This window comes from Listeria monocytogenes ATCC 19117 (assembly GCF_000307025.1).
Lineage (GTDB): Bacteria > Bacillota > Bacilli > Lactobacillales > Listeriaceae > Listeria > Listeria monocytogenes_B.
The window spans coordinates 460,241-478,163 of the sequence record NC_018584.1; the positions used below are offsets into that span (position 1 = coordinate 460,241).

Consider the following 17,923-nt stretch of genomic DNA (forward strand, 5'->3'; position numbering starts at 1 on the left):
GATTACTGGGTTTTTGGTTTAATCAAGAATCTCAATATAGCCTTCTGTCCCATTGATGCGAATTTGCTGGCCATCTTTTATAATGGTAGTTGCATTTTCGACACCCACGACAGCGGGAAGGCCGTATTCGCGCGCAATCACTGCTCCGTGCGTCATAAGCCCGCCAACCTCGGTCACAAGCCCTTTAATAGATACAAATGCGGGAGTCCAACTAGGGTCAGTATAAGCCGTAACAAGAATATCGCCATCTTCTAAATCCGCTTTTTCCATTTCTAAAATGACGCGAGCGCGACCTTCAACTGTCCCTGATGAAACTGGAAGTCCAAGAATGGCGTCTTTAGGGAGATTTTCGCGTTTGTATTCGCCGTTAATCATTTCTCCATCAGAAGTAAGGATGCGTGGTGGCGTTAATTTTTCAAAAGTGGCGAAATCACGTTTTCGAGCGTTAATAAGTTCGTAATCAACTTGACCAGTACGCACGACTTCGCGCAGTTCCTCAAAGTAAAGAAAATAAATATCTTCATGCTCTTGCAGAATGCCATCTTTTACAAGTTGTTCGCCAGCTCGAAGTAAAGCCAGTTTGTAAATAAAGTAGCGATTAATCATCCCGTATTTAGGATACTCACGATAGCCGATGAAATGACGTAAAATATCGATTTTTTCTTTTGTTTCCATCGCTTTTTGTTCCCCGTCCGGAAGCTCTTGCAAACGTCTTAGGATTTCTTGTTCTTTATGGAAAGCTTCTTTTTCTCCCTGAGCAAATTTGTGCATACTCGCGCTGGAGTCGAAATTTTTGATGTTACTTAAAATCAGCGGAATAAGCGTTAGCGGGTTTTCAATCCAACGAGTTTTGGTTAAGTCAATTTCACCCGCACAGCGCATCCCGTATTTTTGAAGGTAATCTTCTAGCGCTTTTTTGGTTTCTGCACCACCTTCTAAAGTAGCTAGTTCATTCATGAAATCAGGGTTTTTCGTTTGTTCTAAATAGGCTCTGACAGCAGGGTAGGGGCGAATGACGTCAGCTACATCTAATAATTCAAGTCCCATTTGTGAAGTAATATTGTTTGGGGCTGATTCTGACAGTTTATCGGCGACATTTTTTTCTCCGAGCCACTGGTAGATATGTTCATTTAACCAAGCTGAAGCGTCCATACCTGCCATAATGGCATCAATGCTAGTAGGATTAAATAAAACTCGCTTTAATTCTTCCAAATCCTCTACGATAAAATCAAACAAATCAGATCCGCTTTTCGTTTCGATGGATTGCTTCAAGTGTTTTATGGAGTTTTCGCTGTTTCGAACTAATTCAAAAACGCTAGATGAATCAGGAATGCTACGTACGGGTGGTTTTCCAGAAACGGTCGCATGGCTTGGATTTTCCTCGGTTGGTAGTGGAGGCAGGAATCCTTTTTTGTTAATTACAGTGAGCAAGGCATCTTTAATAAGTGGGTCTGATTGACCGAGTGAATTGACCATCATATCGCGAGAAACTTTGGCTGACAGGCTCTGAGTAATATCGACAAACAACCGCCCTCCTGCTGTATACATCGTGGCGGGAGTCGTCATTAAATAAAAGGAAAGTCCCAGTGGTTTCATCGCGTCAGTCATCATTTGCTGATGTGCAACAGAAATATAAACACGATTGCCGGGTTCGTTTACTTCTGGAATTGGATATAAAGTCGTGATAGGTCGACTCTGAACAATGTAAAAAGCACCTTCCGCTAAACACCATTCAATATCTTGTGGTTTCCCAAAATAGGCTTCGATTTTTCTACCAAGTTTCGCAAGTTGTATTATTTGTTGGTCAGTTAATGTTTGCTTGGTTTGTTGTGATTTTTCAAGTATGCGAGTCTCCGTTCCACCTTCTTTTAAACTGTAAATGGCGAGTTTTTTAGTAGCGATTATTTTGTTCGTAATAGTATTTTCTCGGACTGTGTATGAGTCAGCAGAAACTAAACCGGAAACAAGCGCTTCACCTAGCCCGAAACTGGCATCGATAGAGAGGGATTTGCGATTCGATGTAATTGGATCAGCCGTAAATAGGATTCCGGATGCTTCGGGGGAAATCATTTGTTGAATAACGACGGCAAGTTGGACTTTACGATGATCGAACTGATTTTGAATGCGATAAATAATCGCGCGTTCGGTAAACAAAGAAGCCCAGCACATACTGATATGTTGTAATAAGGCATCTTTACCAATAATATTTAAATACGTATCATGTTGCCCAGCGAAGGAAGCGTGGGGAAGGTCTTCGGCAGTGGCGCTAGAACGTACGGCGAAAGGCATCTCATACCCACCCACATCTAAAAGCGTAGCATCCATATAACTCGCTATTTCAGAGGGGATTTGTGTATGTTGAATAAGCGTTCGAATCGTTTCGCTGATTTCTCTAATAGCATCCATGTCACTTGTTTTTAGGGAAGAAAGGCGTTGGAGCAGTTGCGTAAATTCATTGTTTTCCGCTAAGGTTCGCTTGTAAGCTTCTGTTGTCAGGCAAAAACCTGCGGGAACATGTACTCCTTCGATATTAGAGCAAGCACCTAAATTCATTCCTTTACCACCGACAAGTGCTTCTGAATGCGGCCGTATTTCTTGAAACTTGAGTACATATGGTTTCATATATTTATCCCCCAATTTTTTTCGAAAAATAATACTTGACTGTAAAGAACCTCTTGTTGTATAATTAAAGTAGGGATTGCTTTACATTAGTATATTTTACCGATATTATCTATCTAAATTTACCATGAATCTAGCCTAAATTCAATTAAAAACAAATAGAAAAGCAAAATTTCTCATGATAAGAAATTTTGCTTTATTTTTATTGTTCAAATTTACATAAAGTTAAGCCTTGTGCCTTTGCTTGAGCAACTGTCACAGCAGTTTCGCCATTAGAGTTATTTAAGCCGCGACAATTTTGATCATAATGATATCTTTTGCCAGTAGCAGTGATATAAACCATTTGTCCTTGTTCGTTACTCGTGTCCGGTTGTGCAGCTGCAGCTTTTGAACGTTCTGCTGCAACCCGTTTTTCTTCCGCAGCTTTTTTCTCGGCTGCCACTCTAGCTTCTTCGGCTTTCTTTTCAGCCGCAATTTTTGCATCAGCTGCGCGTTTTTCTTCCGCTGCTACACGTTCGCGTTCTACTCGTTCTGCTTCCGCTTTTTCCGCGGCTACTCGCTCTGCTTCCGCTTTAGCAGTAAGTTTTGTTTCGTAAGCAGGGGTTAGTGCTAGTTTAAGCGTTTGTTCTTTCGTTTGGCCATCAATGACAATAGAAAGAACGGCATCTTGTGCTTTATCCAGTTGATTTACAGAAAGACTGAAAGCGCCGTTCTCATCAGCTGTAGTCACGGCGTCAGGAATTGCAACGAAATCAAGCGTTACTTCTGCCCCTGGATTTGTTTTCCCTTCGACGACCAAGGTACCTTCATCATCTGTTGTAAAAGTCGTTTCTGCTTTTAAAATTGGGGTATTATCAACTTTCTCCGTTTTTTCTTCTTGTTTGGTTGGTTCTTCAGTTGAGGCTTCCTCGTCTGTGGTCGGAATAATTCCAACACCAATAATAATAGCTAAAATAGAACTAATAATAATGATTTGTGTTTTTTTACGAGGCCAATTTTTCCTTCTAAAGCTCACCAGTCCAAAAATCAATACACCAATACCTACTAGAAACAATAAAGTTCCTAATCCCGTCATATACATCTTCCTCTCCCTTTTTGTCTAACAAAATTATTATATGCATAATGTGAGTTAATGCACAAGTTAAATCAGCCGTTTTTTGTACTTTTTACAAAGAAATTCAATGAAAATGTTCAGAAAATCAAAAAAATGATAAAAAAATTACATATTTTGCTAAAAAGACAGTAGTTGTCTAAGTAAATGGAGATTAATCAGAATGTCGAGGTTAGATGAATTAGCTAGAAATTCATCATAGCGAAAGGAAGCGTATTAGTGAAAAGGATAAAGAGGAAGCAGCTTGAATAATCCGATTGATTGCTTTATGATGAAGGAAAGACAAGTGCTTTGGAGGTGCTAGAAATGGCGAAACCGATAGAAGAAATTGGTGAAGAAATCGGAGCAAAGGTAGAGAAAGTTGCACGGAAAACTGGAAATGTTGCTGGAACGGCAGCTAAACTATCTGTTTATAGTTCCATTTGGGCTGTGAAAACAGGCGTAAATAAGACTCGTGCATTTGCTCAAGGCTTTAAACAAGGCTGGTCTGGTAAATAAAAGCATAGGAAAAGGGAGAGCATGAATTGTTAAATTACTTATCGTCACTAAATCCGGTACTGTTAGCACTTCTTGCCGGTATTTTTACATGGGCTTGTACCGCAGCAGGAGCTTCACTCGTATTTTTCTTTAAAAATCTAAATAAAAAATGGGGCAATGTTATGCTAGGATTTGCTGCAGGCGTTATGCTCGCAGCAAGCTTCTGGTCGCTTCTTGCCCCTGCAATCGAAATGAGTAAAGATTTAGGGAAGTTTTCCTTCGTACCAGCTCTAGTTGGCTTTTTGCTTGGGGGAATATTTTTACGTGTTATTGACCGTATTATTCCACATTTACATTTCGGGTTTCCAGAGCAAGCGAAGGAAGGACCAAAAACTTCTCTTCGAAAAAGTATCTTACTGGTTCTTTCCATTACTATTCATAATATTCCAGAAGGGGCAGCTGTTGGGGTAGCTTTCGGAGCAGTGATAACTGGAGACACGGAGACGCTTATTACTGCAATAGTTTTGGCGCTTGGTATTGGTATTCAAAACTTTCCAGAGGGAGCGGCAGTATCCATTCCTTTGCGCGGAGAAGGGCTCTCGAGAGGGAAAAGTTTCTGGTATGGCCAACTTTCAGCGGTAGTTGAACCAATTTTCGCTGTAATTGGTGCTGTATTGGTTGTTTTTGTTACACCTATTTTGCCGTTTGCGCTGGCCTTTGCAGCAGGTGCAATGATTTTTGTTATTGTAGAGGAATTAATTCCTGAATCTCAAGTAGAAGGTTCGACCGATTTAGCAACTGCTGCAACGATGGCGGGATTTGCAGTAATGATGGTTTTAGATGTTGCGTTAGGATAAAATAATAAACTGGACAAAAAACGACATTTAATATTTGCGGAATGCGTTTTTTTACGGTAAAATTAATAGTGAAATACTTCACAATATGTTAGTTTTCAGGGGTAATCCTGTAACTATAAATCGGACACGGTAAAAGCTCCCACTTTATCCGTGTCTTTTTTTTGACAATTGTTATAGAATTGTTGGTCCTTTTTTCCTATTTTAGTACAAAAGCTAGAAAGTTGCTTTTTTTCATGTATAATTGTTTTATAAGAAAAGCTGGGGAAGGTTTTTCTAAGGTGAGGTGCATAATGTGAAAATTAGGTGGATTAGACTTTCACTAGTTACCGTTCTCATTATTGCCGTGGTTTTTGTTGGTGTAATAGGTTTCCAAAAATACCAATTTTCAAAGTCGCGCAACAAAGTAATAATGCAGATGGACAGACTAATGAAAGACCAAGATGGAGGAAATTTCCGCCGCTTGGATAAGAAAGAAAATGGAGTGGAAATCATTTCTTACATTCCTAAAACAACTGAGAAAAAAGACAACGAAATTATCCAAAAAGAAATTGAAAAGGCCACAGATGCAGAGGTTAAAAAGTTAAATAGAGATAAAGAAACTCAAGGGATTATTTTTTACACTTACCAAAAGCATAGAATGGCCGAGCAAGCAATATCTTATAAAGCTGTTCAATCAGAGTACGTAAAAGAAGGTAGAACTAAATTTGTACTCAAAGATAAAAAAGATATTTGCAAAAACATAGTAACCGACGCAGAAACAGGTGCTTTGTTAACACTTGGGGAAGTATTAATAAAAAGTAATCAAACTAAATTAAATTTAAAAACAGCTGTTGAAGAAGAACTGATTAAAACAGGGGGTTTTTCTTTAAAAGATGTTGGGAATCTTGGGGAAATTAAGAGTTTAGTGAAATGGAATCAAACAGATTTCGAAATTACGAACTCTGAACTAATTTTGCCAGTAAAAATACCAGGTGCACCGGAACCGAATAAAGTAAAAGTAAAACTTGCTGATATTGCTAGTTCTGTGAATAAACGCTACTTACCAAGCAGTGTGAAAGTTCCAGAAGTGCCAAAAGCAAAAACCAACAAGCGAATTGCGCTTACTTTTGATGATGGTCCAAGTGCCTCGGTAACACCAGGCGTACTTGATACATTGAAACGCCACAATGTAAAAGCGACATTCTTTGTACTTGGCTCTAGTGTCATACAAAATCCGGGTTTAGTAAAACGTGAATTAGAGGAAGGGCACCAAGTTGGCAGCCACTCATGGGATCACCCGCAATTAACTAAACAATCGACACAAGAAGTGTACAACCAAATTTTAAAAACGCAAAAAGCAGTATTTGATCAAACTGGATATTTTCCAACTACAATGCGCCCTCCATATGGTGCAGTAAACAAACAGGTGGCTGAAGAGATTGGTCTTCCAATAATTCAGTGGTCTGTTGATACAGAAGATTGGAAAAACAAAAATGCTGGTATAGTAACGAAAAAAGTCCTTGCTGGTGCAACGGACGGAGCGATTGTACTAATGCATGATATTCATAAAACCACTGCTGCGAGCCTTGACGCTACATTGACTAAATTAAAGAATCAAGGATATGAGTTTGTTACTATTGATGAACTTTATGGCGAGAAATTGCAAATTGGGAAGCAATATTTCGATAAAACAGATTCAAGAATGGTGAAATAAAAATCAGTAGCTAAGATGAATGAATCATTTTAGCTACTTTTTTTATACGAAATGTAAAGTTTTCTTTACGTGAAGCTGTATTTATTTTATAATAACTGTAAATACTTCTTATTTGGTGGTGGTTAATTGAAAGTCCGTAATAAAGTGAAACAGCTGCGGGAAGAAAGAGGAATCGGACAAAATGAATTAGCTTTAGCATTAGAAGTTTCAAGACAAACAATCCATGCTATTGAAAAAGGTAAATATAATCCTAGTTTAGAGCTAAGTTTGAAGATGGCACGCTATTTTCGTTTAACAATAGAAGAGATTTTTCAACTGGAGGAGAATTAGCATGAAACGATACATTATTAATCGAGGTATTATGGTTGCGGTAGTTATTATATATATGTATCCACTTTTAGGAATAATTAAAGGGGAAAAAATATTTGGAGATATCGGTACACCAATTGTTATGATTATTGCGGCTTTAATTGGTACACTGAGTTCTGTATTCTTATCTGAAGAAAAAACGAAGCGGGAATATGAGAAAGAAAAACTAGAAAAAGATGAAAGATATATCAACAATCGCAAAACATTCTCCCATTATTTGCTGATTGTTTTAGCTTTGACGATACCAATTGTGTTAATTGTTCTTAATTTAAATGGGATTGAACAAATCTCCATTTCGAGTCTGACGATTATTTTTCTTATCTTCTGTTTTGCGTATATGATTGTTCTAGAAATTATCCGAAAAAAAGTATGATTTTAGGCAAAATAAAAAACATCCAACTTGTTCGTTGCATGTTACCTAGCATTTACCAAATTTTGGTGACAATGCCATAAATACTATTACGTGTAATCCAACCATTCACGTGTTTGTGATTATTAGAAATTTGATATTGTTTACCGCGGATTTTACTGATTTTATGTGTAAAAAAACTACCGCGAACTTTGCAAAATACGATATCGTTGACTTTGAGTTCTCTCATGCCAATCGGTTCTAAACGAACAGGTTGCATCGATTTAATCAAAGGTAACATTGAATTTCCGCCTTCTTTATAACGCTCAATGGTTTCGCCACGTCTGAGTATTTCTACTGCATCCAGGCTTCTCATAATTATGCTCCTTTCTTGTTGTTAGTGCCAGAATAACAAAATAGTAAAGCGAAGTCAACGAAATTTTTCGCTGACTTTTTTTATTTTGGAGGCTGACGGCGGTTTGTGAGTTGAATAATCCAACCAGCGATTGGGAAAATAATAAATAAAATGGTGGATATTTGTGGAGCGAAGAAACTGATAATACCAAGCATGATTACAAATATGAAACTAGAGATTCGAAACTTCCAATTGTCGATACCTGAATCTTTTCCATTTACCGCGTGATGCAATAATTGGAATAGCACCGAAGTAATCAAAATAGTAATAACAAATCCAATAATCGGTGCGGTCATATCTGGATGTTGCATGATTGCTCTTGTAAATAATGGGATAAGTGACAAAACTAATAAAAATAAAATATTAAATAAGACGGCAGATGTGGAAATGAATGTGACTTGATCAAACAGCCTGCTATGTGAATACCAAAATTGTCCGATAATTAATCCGCCTTCGATAAATATAAAAATTTCCCATAAGAATGCTTGTGTGCTAGCTGCGGTAAATACATCCGGTAAAGTCATTCCTAAAACAATGATTGTAATTATAATTGCAAAAACACCATCACTAAATGCTTCTAATCTTCCTTTTGACAAGGTTTGGGCCCTCCTTTCGTGTCTTGTTATTTATGATATGGGCTAGTTTAGTATAGCATATTTTATAATTAAACAAGCTGTAGCAATGTGGCGCGAAAAAATTTGGTATAATAGAATAAAATTAACTTTAAAAGGAGCTTAAACGGATGATTAGAGCGATTTCTGTAGATATGGACGGGACTTTTTTAGATGGAAATGGTGAATATGATCGTGCTAGATTTGAGAAGATTTATGTTGAATTAATGAAGCGTGGGATTAAATTTATTGTTGCGAGTGGGAATCAATATTATCAGCTTAAATCTTTTTTTCCAGGGAAGGATGAGGAGCTTTTTTATGTTGCTGAAAATGGGGCGGTTATTTTTCATCAAGGGGAACTTCGGAGTGTGAATCGTTTTGAGGAAAGATTAGTTCAAAAGATTTTGCGGACGTTGATTCAAGAATATCAAGATTTGCAAGTGATTCTTTGTGGGGTGAAGAGTGCGTATTTATTAAAAGCCGCCGATCCCGATTTTAAAGCATTTGCGAAAAAGTATTATTTTGAGTTGCAAGAGTTGGATTCGTTCGATGTACTTCCGGATGATACGTTTATTAAGTTCGCGCTTGATGTGGAAGTGGCTAAGACAGGGCAAATTGTGGAAGATTTGAATCAAATGTTTGCCGGTGAAATTCGCGCTGTGTCGAGCGGGCATGGAAGTATTGATATTATAATTCCGGGTGTGACGAAAGGGAGCGCGATTCAGCAACTATTGAATGAATGGCAAGTGGCGCCAGATGATTTACTCGCTTTTGGTGATGCGAATAATGATATCGAAATGTTGCAATTAACGTCGCATAGTTACGCAATGCAAGAAAGCAGTCCGGAAGTTCTTGCTGCTGCGAAACATGTGGCTGCTTCTAATAAAGAAGCGGGCGTGTTACAAGTTATAGAAGAGTATATGAAAAAAAGCCAAAGACCTTGAGGTGGTCTTTGGCTTTTTTTATTTCAATAAACTAAGGAACACGACGCCCACCATTATTAACAGTATGCCAGAAAGGATAAAAGTCCATTCTAGCGGGCTTTTTTTCTGTTTGAAAATGAGGATACCGCCGATTGTTGCGACGATAACGCAAGCTTGTGAAATCGAGAAGCTCGTTGCGACACCAAGTACAGCAGTCGCTAAGAACATGCCTAAATTGGCGATTGACCACGATAATCCGGTCATTAAGTTAAATGTAACATTTTTTCGGGAAATAGCAGTCTTTTTCGCTAAGTTAATACCAATGGCGCATGTCAGCATACCGATGGCTTGTGGTAAAATGATAGAAAAGCCAGTGACATCAAAAAGCTGGTTTGTCACTACGTAAAGCGTTAAAAAGAAAGAAGATAGAATAACGATACCGTAGACATGAAATGAAACCGACTCCGTGATATGATTCCCGCGTTTTTGAAACCCGGTCATTACCACCCCAATCAAGATTAAAATTACTGCAACAACTCCGATGATAACAGCCGTAACCGTTTGCCATTCCCGGAAAACAAGAACAGCAAAAAGCGTTGCGCCAACTAGCTGAGTTCCGTTTGAAATCGGCATTGCCTTCGCAACACTAGAAGCCGCAATCCCTTTAAACTGCAGTAATTGCCCAAAACTCCAAAAGATACCCGAAACAAAACTCACTATAAAAGAAAGAACCGTTATTTCTGGTGATAAAATCCAGAACAAAATGAAAGCAAATAATAGCGCGCTAATCGAAGTCCCCAGTAGTTGTTCCTCGGGGGTGCTTTTTCGTAAGTTCGCAATTATTGGCATAAATCCCCACCCAAGAACAGGGAGTAACGCAATAAGATAAATAGACATAAAATAAGCTTCCTTTCTAGGTTAGTGGTGCTAATTTAAATCTACCATTCTCCAAAATGAACAGCAATATCCCAAAATTACGGTATTCAATGCGGTAATTTTCGTAGTTTTCTGGGGATGAGTCTTTGTAATAGAATAAGCGTAGGGAAAGGAAAATTAAAAATGAAAGCGGTAACGAAAATGATTGCAAATCGCGAAAAAAATATCATTCAGTTTCTAATGAAGACAGGTCAAACACGTGTTGGAACTATCGCGAATCATCTCGGACTTTCAGAAAAAACAGTATCAAACTCACTGAAGGAAATCGATGTTTTTCTAAAGGATTTTGATATGACAGTGGTCCGTAAACCAAAAATCGGTGTGTATATTGAGGGTGATAACAAGGCTTTTGCCGAAGTTAGCCGATTTCTAGATAACCAAGTCAGCCCAATCCCATCAACGAAAGAAGAGCGGGTTATCTACATTTTCAGTAAATTGCTTAAAGCAGACGACTATATCACGATTCATCAGCTTGCAGACGAACTTTACATTAGCCGGAGCACGATTGAGAAAAATATGGTTGAAGTTACGAAAATGCTGGAAAAAGAAGGTATTACTTTGTATAAGAAACCTAGTAAGGGCATGAAACTCCTTATTAGTGAACGAGAAAAGCGCGCCTTAACATCGAAATTTATTAATAATTTTTGGGGCAATAATTGGTATTTAAAGCAAGAAGGCGAAAAGGTCCTCCAAGCTTTTGACACGATTAAAGCCGATGTCACCGGAATTTTTCCAGAAGAGGGCTTGAAAGAAATCATTGCGATTGTTCAAGCATTTAGTGAGCGACATGATTTTGCTTTTACTGATTATGCGTTTCAATCGATTGTCATTCATCTTGCGATTGCGGTAGAGCGTATTCGAGCAGGAGAGTATATCGAAAATGTTGAGAGCGATCCAATGAAAGATGTATTTGATTCGCAGCGAAACAATACGGAAATCCTCGTTAGCATGCTAGAAGACCGTTTGGATATTAAAATTCCAGCATTTGAAGTCGGCTATATTCAGTTGCATTTAACAGCAGCATATAACCAACAGCATGATGAGTTACTTGTAAGCGTTCGACCAAAAGAAGACGATGTGGCAGAATTTGTCAGCACGTGTTTAGCGGAAGGGAATTACGATAAAAGCTTACTGGATGACTTGACGACACACATGAAATCCGCCATTAACCGGTTAAAACTTGGTATGCATTTTAAAAATCCGTACCTTAGCAAAATTAAGCAAAACTTTCCCCAAGCGTTTGAAGAAGCGCTATATTTTAAAGCAAAATTTGAACAAAAGTACGATGTGCAAGTGAACGAAGATGAGACGGCGTATATCGCGCTACATTTTGAGGCATACAAAGAAAGAAGTCGTTCTTTCCCCGACCAAATTCGAGTTGTACTTGTATGCAGTACCGGGCTTGGTTCATCAAGATTACTTGCGGCGAGAATTAAAAAATATTTTCCAATGATTACGATTGAAAAAATATTATCCGTTCAGGCGTTAATGGAAACAGAAGTCGATGTGGATTTAGTCATCAGCACGATTTATCTCGAACTGGAAGATATTCCAAGTATTGTTGTCAGTCCGATGATGAGTAAAGCCGATTTACAACAAGTTGAAAGCCAAATCGAACGAACGAGACGCAAGAAAAAGAAACGCAGCCAACCATTTGTTGACTTGATTGAACCGAAAACTATTTTTGCGAAGCTAGATGTTGCAACGATGGAAGACGCAATCACGCAAATTGGTAATAAGCTTGTGAATCTTGGTATTGCTAAATCAGGAATTGTTGAAAGTGCGCTAAAAAGAGAAGCGTTATCGTTCACTTCTTTTGAAGAAATGGCGACACCACACGCAGATCCTGCACTTATTAATGAATCGCACATCGCTATTGCCACACTTAAAAATCCAGTGAAATGGGGCTTAGTCGAGGTGGATAAAATCTTTTTTATCGCTCTGACCGAACAAAATGGCATTAATTTAGACGCGATGTATGAACAGTTTTATAAATATATTGATAATAAAAAATGGCTTGAGAAGCTGACACAACTAAAAAGTGCCGCAGAAATTTATGAGCATTTGTTAAAGGATGGGATGTAATGGAAGTAAAAGATATTTTAACAAAAGAATTAGTCGTCTTTGATTTAGAGGCGACGACAAAAGAAGCAGCAATTGAAGAAATGGCAGAAATGCTAGATGAACATGGTATTTTAGCGGATAAAGCGACTTATGTTCGGGCAGTTTTGGATCGCGAAGCACATTCAACAACTGGAATAGGAAATAACATTGCTATCCCACACGGAAAAAGTGAAAGTGTCACAAAATCGGCCATCGTTTTTGCAAGAACGAAAGAAATGATTGAGTGGGAATCACTGGATGACGAACCGGTAAATATGATTTTCTTACTGGCGATTACTGATTCTGACAAAACAGACGGTCACTTAAAAATCCTTGCAGAAATTGCAACGAAACTAATGGACGATGATATTGTCGAAAATTTAAAAAATACAAGAGACGAAGAAGAAGTTATTCGAATTTTAAATGGAGGCGTAGTAGAGATATGAAACGTAAAATTATCGCAGTAACCGCATGTGCGACAGGAGTGGCGCACACATATATGGCAGCACAAGCACTTAAAAAAGGCGCGAAAAAAATGGGCAACCTCATTAAAGTAGAAACACAAGGCGCAACAGGAATTGAGAATGAATTAACCGAAAAAGATGTAAATATCGGCGAAGTAGTTATTTTCGCAGTAGATACAAAAGTTCGTAACAAAGAACGTTTTGATGGTAAAGTCGTGCTGGAAGTTCCAGTAAGCGCACCGATTAAAGATGCAGAAAAAGTAATCAACGCAGCACTTGCGTTAATTGACGAAAAATAAGGAGGATCTACCATGTTCAGAAAAATTGGGAGTGAACTGAAAAAACACGTTTTAACAGGTATTTCATATATGATTCCGCTCGTTATTGCAGGCGCCGTGATTATGGCGATTGCTCGGGTTGGTGGTTCGTTTTTCGGAATTACAGATATTTGGGATGCGAAATACGCAGACAGTGCGAATAGTTTAATTTCACTACTGCATAGTTTAGATGGTTTTGGTGGCTTGGCGCTAGGAATGATGTTCCCGGTTATTGCAGCATTTATCGGGTATTCGATTGCGGACAAATTAGCACTAGCACCTGGTCTTGTTGGTGGTTTACTGGCACGTGATATTGGCGCTGGTTTCCTTGGGGCACTGGCAGCTGGTTTAATCGCTGGTTACACATGTCTATTGATTAAAAAATACGTGAAACTGCCAAAAGCGGCGGCTTCGATTGTACCGGTATTTTTAGTACCAGTTTTTGGCACACTTATTACCGTTCTTATTATTAATTATGTGGTTGGTATTCCTTTTGCTGACTTAAATACAGCCCTTGAAAATTGGCTAAATGGTATGTCTGGATCGAATCAAATTCTAATGGCGGCTATTATCGGAGCAATGGTTGGTTTTGACTTAGGCGGACCTGTAAATAAAGCAGCTGTAACAACGGCGATGGCACTTTTAACAAGTGGAATTTATGCACCAAATACAGCAGCACAAGTAGCAATCATCATCCCACCACTTGGTCTTGGTTTAGCAACCTTAATCGCAAAACGTAAATATAATACTGAAATGCGTGAGGCAGGAAAATCTTCTCTTATCATGGGACTTGTTGGGATTAGTGAAGGGGCAATTCCTTTCGCGGTAGAATCTCCGCTTAAAGTTATTCCGGCTACGGTTCTTGGTTCTGCTGTCGGCGGCGCGCTAGCTGTAGGTCTTGGCGCAATTAACCAAGCGCCAATTAGTGGTTTTTATGGCTGGTTCACAGTTGAAAATTGGCCAGTTTACATTTTAGCAATTGCAGTTGGAACGCTAATCGTTGCGGGTATGTCAGTCGCTTTACGTAAAGCAAGTGCTGGCGAGGAAATGGCTGGTTCAAGCTACGATGACGAAATTGACGAAGCAGAATGGGAAGCTTAAAAAACGGAGGTAACTATGGTTAAAGCACATATTGTGAACCATACGCATTGGGACCGAGAGTGGTATTTTACCTCGGCCGATGCACTGGTTCTAAGTGAACAACTTTTTACAGAAGTAATTGACGAATTAAAAAAGCACCCAGAAGCAAACTTTGTACTTGATGGGCAACTGTCGATTTTAGATGATTATGTCGCACTGTACCCGGAAAAATTAGCGGATATTAAGCAATTAATTGCGGATAAACAACTTTTCATTGGACCGTGGTTTACGCAAACAGATGCCTTTTTCGCGCATGGTGAGTCGATTTTGCGCAATGCGATGATTGGGATTTTTGATAGTAAAAAATACGGCGACTATATGGAAATTGGTTATTTGCCAGATACATTTGGTTTTAATGCCCAAATGCCGACTTTACTTGAACATGCTGGCTTTGATAATGTGATTTTCTGGCGTGGGATTCATCTTGGTGAACATGTTGCGTCTCCATATTTTAAATGGCAAGGACTTGGAGAAGAAGCGTCGATTTATGCGATTAATATGCCACAAGGTTACGGCACAGGGATGCTCCTTGAACCAACCTCGGCATATGTGGATGGACGCCTCGACCCGGCAATTGATTTCATTGAAAAGTACAGTAAAACAACTGAAGTTTTAATTCCATCTGGGAATGATCAGCTGAATATTATTAGTAACTTTGCCGAAAAATTAGTGGAAATCAACAAGATGGGACGCCATGATTATCAACTTAGTACCTATCAAGATTTTATTCAATATGTTAGAGAGCTGCCCGACTTAGAAGAATATCGCGGCGAATTTAGAAGTCCGGTTCTTGCGCGAGTGCATAAAACTATTGGATCTAGCCGAATGAATATTAAGCTAAAAAGCGCGTCACTCGAGCAAAAATTGCTAACTCGTATTGAGCCACTTCTTGTTATTGCTAAAGCATCTGGAATTTCTATTAGCGAGCGTTTACTAATGCACACTTGGAAGAAACTTTTAGAAGGTCAAGCGCACGATAGCTTGGCGGGCTGCGTTTCTGATCCAGTTGCCGAAGATATTTTGCACCGGATGAAAGAAGCTGACGAACTATGCGATAGTATCGAAAACACGATTGTGAAAAAAATTGCCGATGATTTATCACTTGCGGCGAACGAAATTATCGTTTTTAACACGGATTTACATGATTTTGACGGATATAAAGAAATACAAGTAGTAACCGAGCATAAAAACATCCATTTCCCAGCGTTTCCGGACGCAACGATTGTCCAAGAAGAGTTCATTCCATCGCGCGAAAATGTGCTAGAAGAAACGCCAGCCGGAAACCGATTTATTGAAGAACTGGGCTACTATGTGCTTCAAGTGCGCGTCAAAGTGGAGCTTCCAGGCCTTGGTTACCGCGTGATTGCTTTTGAAGAGAATGACCGCGAACTGGATTCGATGATTGCTTCCAATGATGTGGCAATCACGAATAATTTCTACAAAATCACTTTTGAAAATGGCGAAATTGCTCTTGAAAAACCAAACGGCGAGCGCATCACTTCTTTTATTACACTAGAAGATGATGTGAATGCGGGAGATACGTATGATTATTCACCACTAGCCGGAGATATCGCGGAATTATTCACTTTTTCCGAAGTGAAAACGGAGAAATCAAGCGAAGTCGAACGTTTAATTTTAACAGGAAAAAGCGATTTCCCACTTGATCGTTTGACGAAAGAAGGGCATGGCGACCTGCAAATCAAACTCATTTTAGAGGTGAAAAAAGGTAGCGAACTGCTGGATGTTAAAGTTGAAGTAGATAACCAAATTAAAAATCACCGTCTACGCTTAAAAGTAAACACAGGTGTGAAAACAGACTACAACATCGCTTCACTTCCATTCGGATATATCAAGAGAAAACCAGTTGTACCAGCGAATTGGCGAGAAACATATAGCGAAATGCCAATCGACATCGAACCACTTGAACAAAGCGTGACGCTAACAAATGAAGCAGAAAGTTGTACCATTTTCACACAGGGCATCAAAGAATACCAACAATTGGATCAATATTTAGCACTGACGCTACTGGCAACAACCGGACAACTCGGAAAACCTGATTTAGCATACCGGCCAGGCCGAGCATCAGGCGACACAACGAAAAAAGGTCACGTGCTCATAGAAACAGAAGGCGCGCAGTTACTTGGTAAACATGAATTTTCATTAGCCATTTACCTCGGGGACCAAGCTTTCGATGAACATAAAACAGCTGAACGAACAAAAGCGTTCAACCAAGCAAACGTATCTTATCAACGCCAACCGTTCAATCACTTTTTACATCGCTTGGATAACAAAATCCAGAAAACAGAACGGAAATTAGGCGCGAAGCAAACGTTAGGTATGTTGAATTTGCCGAAAGAATACTTAGTTTCAGCGTGCCACCCGTCCTACTACTCAGCAGATAAATACATTATCCGCCTGGAAAACCCAACTAACACACCACAAAAGTTGGCACTCTCGGATATGTCGTTTGAGTATGTGAATGCTATCGAAGAAGTTGTTGCAAATGACAACAACACGATTCCAGCATATGGCGCTGTTACGTTGCGATTAGAAATATAGAAAGAAAACTTGCTCAAAGTATTTATTTTGAGCAAGTTTTTTTTATTAATCGTAAAAATTCCTTCGAAGCACTGGAGAAAGTTTGATTCTTCTTCCACACAATACTAATTCCAGCAGTTAGAGGCGGCGAAAAAGGGATAAACTTCAGGTTAGTATTCTTTGTATTGATAATACCATCAATACAAAGAATACTTGCGATGTTCTCCTTAGCGAGCAAAGAGGCATTATACAGTAAATTATATCTACCAATTACATTCAATTGTTCAAAATGCTCTCCAAGCCAACTAGCTAGCTGATTATCAATGAAAGATTGGTTGGAAACGACAATCGGATTAGCTTCAATATCACTAGGAGTTACAACCGCTTTTTTCGCTAAAGAATGTTTTGTATTGACTAAAATTCCCCAAGTATCTTCTATATTAAGTGGTAAATATTCATATTGTAGTTTTTCCACAGGATTAATTACCAAACCAAAATCTAGTAAACCGTGCTCAATTTTTTCTAAAACATCATCCGCATTGCCGCTATGCAATTGAAAAGTAATGTCGGAATGCTTCTCTCTAAGTTCATGTAACATGCTACCGATAAATTCAAATCCTCTCGTTTCAGCAGCACCAATCATTATTTTTCCGCTAATCGTCTCATTTTGAAGTAAATTCGAAGTAGTTAACTCCACTAAAGATAAAATTTCTTTCCCGCGATTAGCTAAATAAAGCCCATCCTCTGTTAACGTAATAGACCGATTTCCACGAATAAATAAAGTTACCCCTAGTTCTTCCTCAAGTTCCTTCAATTGTTTAGAAAGCGTTGGCTGAGAAAGATGAAGCACTTCCGCCGCTTGACTAATCGTTTTTTCACGTGCAACAGTTAAAAAATAATTCAACACACGAAGCTCCATTAAAATCACCCTTTCCTATAACTAAAATGAATAGTTGGATATGCTTTATAAGTATTATTCAATTATAACTTCTCCCGCTATA

17 protein-coding genes are annotated in these 17,923 nt (G+C 38.8%); 11 read left to right on the plus strand and 6 right to left on the minus strand.

The genetic code is table 11. The annotated features are described in order from the left end of the window. Positions 1-18: 18 nt before the first annotated feature. A complete protein-coding gene (gene rph / locus LMOATCC19117_RS14950) occupies positions 19-2,622 on the minus strand; it encodes a rifamycin-inactivating phosphotransferase (protein ID WP_003734605.1) in 2,604 nt (867 codons plus the stop codon). Positions 2,623-2,821: 199 nt separating this feature from the next. Next, positions 2,822-3,694 carry a cell envelope integrity protein TolA gene (locus tag LMOATCC19117_RS02260; protein ID WP_003741471.1) on the minus strand — a complete coding sequence of 291 codons (873 nt, stop codon included), beginning with the start codon at positions 3,692-3,694 and terminating at the stop codon, positions 2,822-2,824. Positions 3,695-4,036: 342 nt separating this feature from the next. On the opposite strand from LMOATCC19117_RS02260, the gene LMOATCC19117_RS02265 reads away from it, so the two are divergent. The 5 genes from LMOATCC19117_RS02265 to LMOATCC19117_RS02285 all read left to right on the plus strand — a co-directional run bounded on the left by LMOATCC19117_RS02265 (position 4,037) and on the right by LMOATCC19117_RS02285 (position 7,499). Then, positions 4,037-4,228, plus strand: coding sequence for a hypothetical protein (locus LMOATCC19117_RS02265; protein ID WP_003728115.1), 192 nt, complete (start codon positions 4,037-4,039; stop codon positions 4,226-4,228). Between the two features lie 26 nt (positions 4,229-4,254). Further along, positions 4,255-5,064, plus strand: coding sequence for a ZIP family metal transporter (locus LMOATCC19117_RS02270; RefSeq protein WP_003728114.1), 810 nt, complete (start codon positions 4,255-4,257; stop codon positions 5,062-5,064). 292 nt (positions 5,065-5,356) lie between these two features. Further along, on the plus strand, positions 5,357-6,757 hold the full coding sequence (gene pgdA, locus LMOATCC19117_RS02275) for a peptidoglycan N-acetylglucosamine deacetylase PgdA (RefSeq protein ID WP_003728113.1): 1,401 nt from the start codon (positions 5,357-5,359) through the stop codon (positions 6,755-6,757). Between the two features lie 126 nt (positions 6,758-6,883). After that, positions 6,884-7,087, plus strand: coding sequence for a helix-turn-helix transcriptional regulator (locus LMOATCC19117_RS02280; protein ID WP_003722966.1), 204 nt, complete (start codon positions 6,884-6,886; stop codon positions 7,085-7,087). A gap of 1 nt (position 7,088) precedes the next feature. Further along, positions 7,089-7,499, plus strand: a complete 411-nt coding sequence (locus LMOATCC19117_RS02285; RefSeq protein ID WP_003728112.1) for a hypothetical protein — start codon at positions 7,089-7,091, stop codon at positions 7,497-7,499. A 52-nt stretch (positions 7,500-7,551) separates the two neighbouring features. On the opposite strand, the gene LMOATCC19117_RS02290 is transcribed toward LMOATCC19117_RS02285, so the two are convergent. Then, a complete protein-coding gene (locus LMOATCC19117_RS02290; RefSeq protein WP_003722968.1) occupies positions 7,552-7,851 on the minus strand; it encodes a hypothetical protein in 300 nt (99 codons plus the stop codon). Between the two features lie 80 nt (positions 7,852-7,931). Next, positions 7,932-8,486 (minus strand): TMEM175 family protein, encoded by a 555-nt coding sequence (locus LMOATCC19117_RS02295; protein ID WP_003734606.1) that lies wholly within the window; start codon positions 8,484-8,486, stop codon positions 7,932-7,934. A gap of 146 nt (positions 8,487-8,632) precedes the next feature. On the opposite strand from LMOATCC19117_RS02295, the gene LMOATCC19117_RS02300 reads away from it, so the two are divergent. Continuing rightward, positions 8,633-9,445, plus strand: a complete 813-nt coding sequence (locus LMOATCC19117_RS02300) for a Cof-type HAD-IIB family hydrolase (RefSeq protein ID WP_003733611.1) — start codon at positions 8,633-8,635, stop codon at positions 9,443-9,445. Positions 9,446-9,463: 18 nt separating this feature from the next. On the opposite strand, the gene LMOATCC19117_RS02305 is transcribed toward LMOATCC19117_RS02300, so the two are convergent. Continuing rightward, positions 9,464-10,321 carry a GRP family sugar transporter gene (locus LMOATCC19117_RS02305; protein WP_003725150.1) on the minus strand — a complete coding sequence of 286 codons (858 nt, stop codon included), beginning with the start codon at positions 10,319-10,321 and terminating at the stop codon, positions 9,464-9,466. Between the two features lie 162 nt (positions 10,322-10,483). Between LMOATCC19117_RS02305 and LMOATCC19117_RS02310 the strand changes: the two genes are divergently transcribed. Genes LMOATCC19117_RS02310 through LMOATCC19117_RS02330 form a run of 5 tightly spaced genes read left to right on the plus strand, consistent with a single transcriptional unit; the run spans position 10,484 to position 16,943 of the window. Further along, positions 10,484-12,445, plus strand: coding sequence for a BglG family transcription antiterminator (locus LMOATCC19117_RS02310; RefSeq protein ID WP_003734607.1), 1,962 nt, complete (start codon positions 10,484-10,486; stop codon positions 12,443-12,445). Continuing rightward, on the plus strand, positions 12,445-12,909 hold the full coding sequence (locus LMOATCC19117_RS02315; protein ID WP_003725152.1) for a PTS sugar transporter subunit IIA: 465 nt from the start codon (positions 12,445-12,447) through the stop codon (positions 12,907-12,909). Before LMOATCC19117_RS02310 ends, LMOATCC19117_RS02315 begins: the two co-directional genes overlap by 1 nt. After that, complete coding sequence (locus LMOATCC19117_RS02320; RefSeq protein ID WP_003722977.1) at positions 12,906-13,226, plus strand: PTS fructose transporter subunit IIB; 321 nt, start codon at positions 12,906-12,908, stop codon at positions 13,224-13,226. Before LMOATCC19117_RS02315 ends, LMOATCC19117_RS02320 begins: the two co-directional genes overlap by 4 nt. A 12-nt stretch (positions 13,227-13,238) precedes the next feature. Continuing rightward, positions 13,239-14,345 (plus strand): PTS fructose transporter subunit IIC, encoded by a 1,107-nt coding sequence (locus tag LMOATCC19117_RS02325; protein ID WP_003725154.1) that lies wholly within the window; start codon positions 13,239-13,241, stop codon positions 14,343-14,345. Positions 14,346-14,360: 15 nt separating this feature from the next. Further along, positions 14,361-16,943, plus strand: coding sequence for an alpha-mannosidase (locus tag LMOATCC19117_RS02330; RefSeq protein ID WP_003734608.1), 2,583 nt, complete (start codon positions 14,361-14,363; stop codon positions 16,941-16,943). Between the two features lie 22 nt (positions 16,944-16,965). On the opposite strand, the gene LMOATCC19117_RS02335 is transcribed toward LMOATCC19117_RS02330, so the two are convergent. Then, a complete protein-coding gene (locus LMOATCC19117_RS02335) occupies positions 16,966-17,841 on the minus strand; it encodes a LysR family transcriptional regulator (protein WP_003734609.1) in 876 nt (291 codons plus the stop codon). Positions 17,842-17,923 lie beyond the last annotated feature (82 nt).

Excerpts from the sequence above, each read along its gene's own strand:
- rph (WP_003734605.1), bottom strand. The coding sequence starts at position 2,622 with ATGAAACCATATGTACTCAAGTTTCAAGAAATACGGCCGCATTCAGAA.
- LMOATCC19117_RS02260 (WP_003741471.1), bottom strand. The coding sequence starts at position 3,694 with ATGACGGGATTAGGAACTTTATTGTTTCTAGTAGGTATTGGTGTATTG.
- LMOATCC19117_RS02265 (WP_003728115.1), top strand. The coding sequence starts at position 4,037 with ATGGCGAAACCGATAGAAGAAATTGGTGAAGAAATCGGAGCAAAGGTA.
- LMOATCC19117_RS02285 (WP_003728112.1), top strand. The coding sequence starts at position 7,089 with ATGAAACGATACATTATTAATCGAGGTATTATGGTTGCGGTAGTTATT.
- LMOATCC19117_RS02290 (WP_003722968.1), bottom strand. The coding sequence starts at position 7,851 with ATGAGAAGCCTGGATGCAGTAGAAATACTCAGACGTGGCGAAACCATT.
- LMOATCC19117_RS02300 (WP_003733611.1), top strand. The coding sequence starts at position 8,633 with ATGATTAGAGCGATTTCTGTAGATATGGACGGGACTTTTTTAGATGGA.
- LMOATCC19117_RS02305 (WP_003725150.1), bottom strand. The coding sequence starts at position 10,321 with ATGTCTATTTATCTTATTGCGTTACTCCCTGTTCTTGGGTGGGGATTT.
- LMOATCC19117_RS02310 (WP_003734607.1), top strand. The coding sequence starts at position 10,484 with ATGAAAGCGGTAACGAAAATGATTGCAAATCGCGAAAAAAATATCATT.
- LMOATCC19117_RS02315 (WP_003725152.1), top strand. The coding sequence starts at position 12,445 with ATGGAAGTAAAAGATATTTTAACAAAAGAATTAGTCGTCTTTGATTTA.
- LMOATCC19117_RS02320 (WP_003722977.1), top strand. The coding sequence starts at position 12,906 with ATGAAACGTAAAATTATCGCAGTAACCGCATGTGCGACAGGAGTGGCG.
- LMOATCC19117_RS02325 (WP_003725154.1), top strand. The coding sequence starts at position 13,239 with ATGTTCAGAAAAATTGGGAGTGAACTGAAAAAACACGTTTTAACAGGT.
- LMOATCC19117_RS02330 (WP_003734608.1), top strand. The coding sequence starts at position 14,361 with ATGGTTAAAGCACATATTGTGAACCATACGCATTGGGACCGAGAGTGG.
- LMOATCC19117_RS02335 (WP_003734609.1), bottom strand. The coding sequence starts at position 17,841 with ATGGAGCTTCGTGTGTTGAATTATTTTTTAACTGTTGCACGTGAAAAA.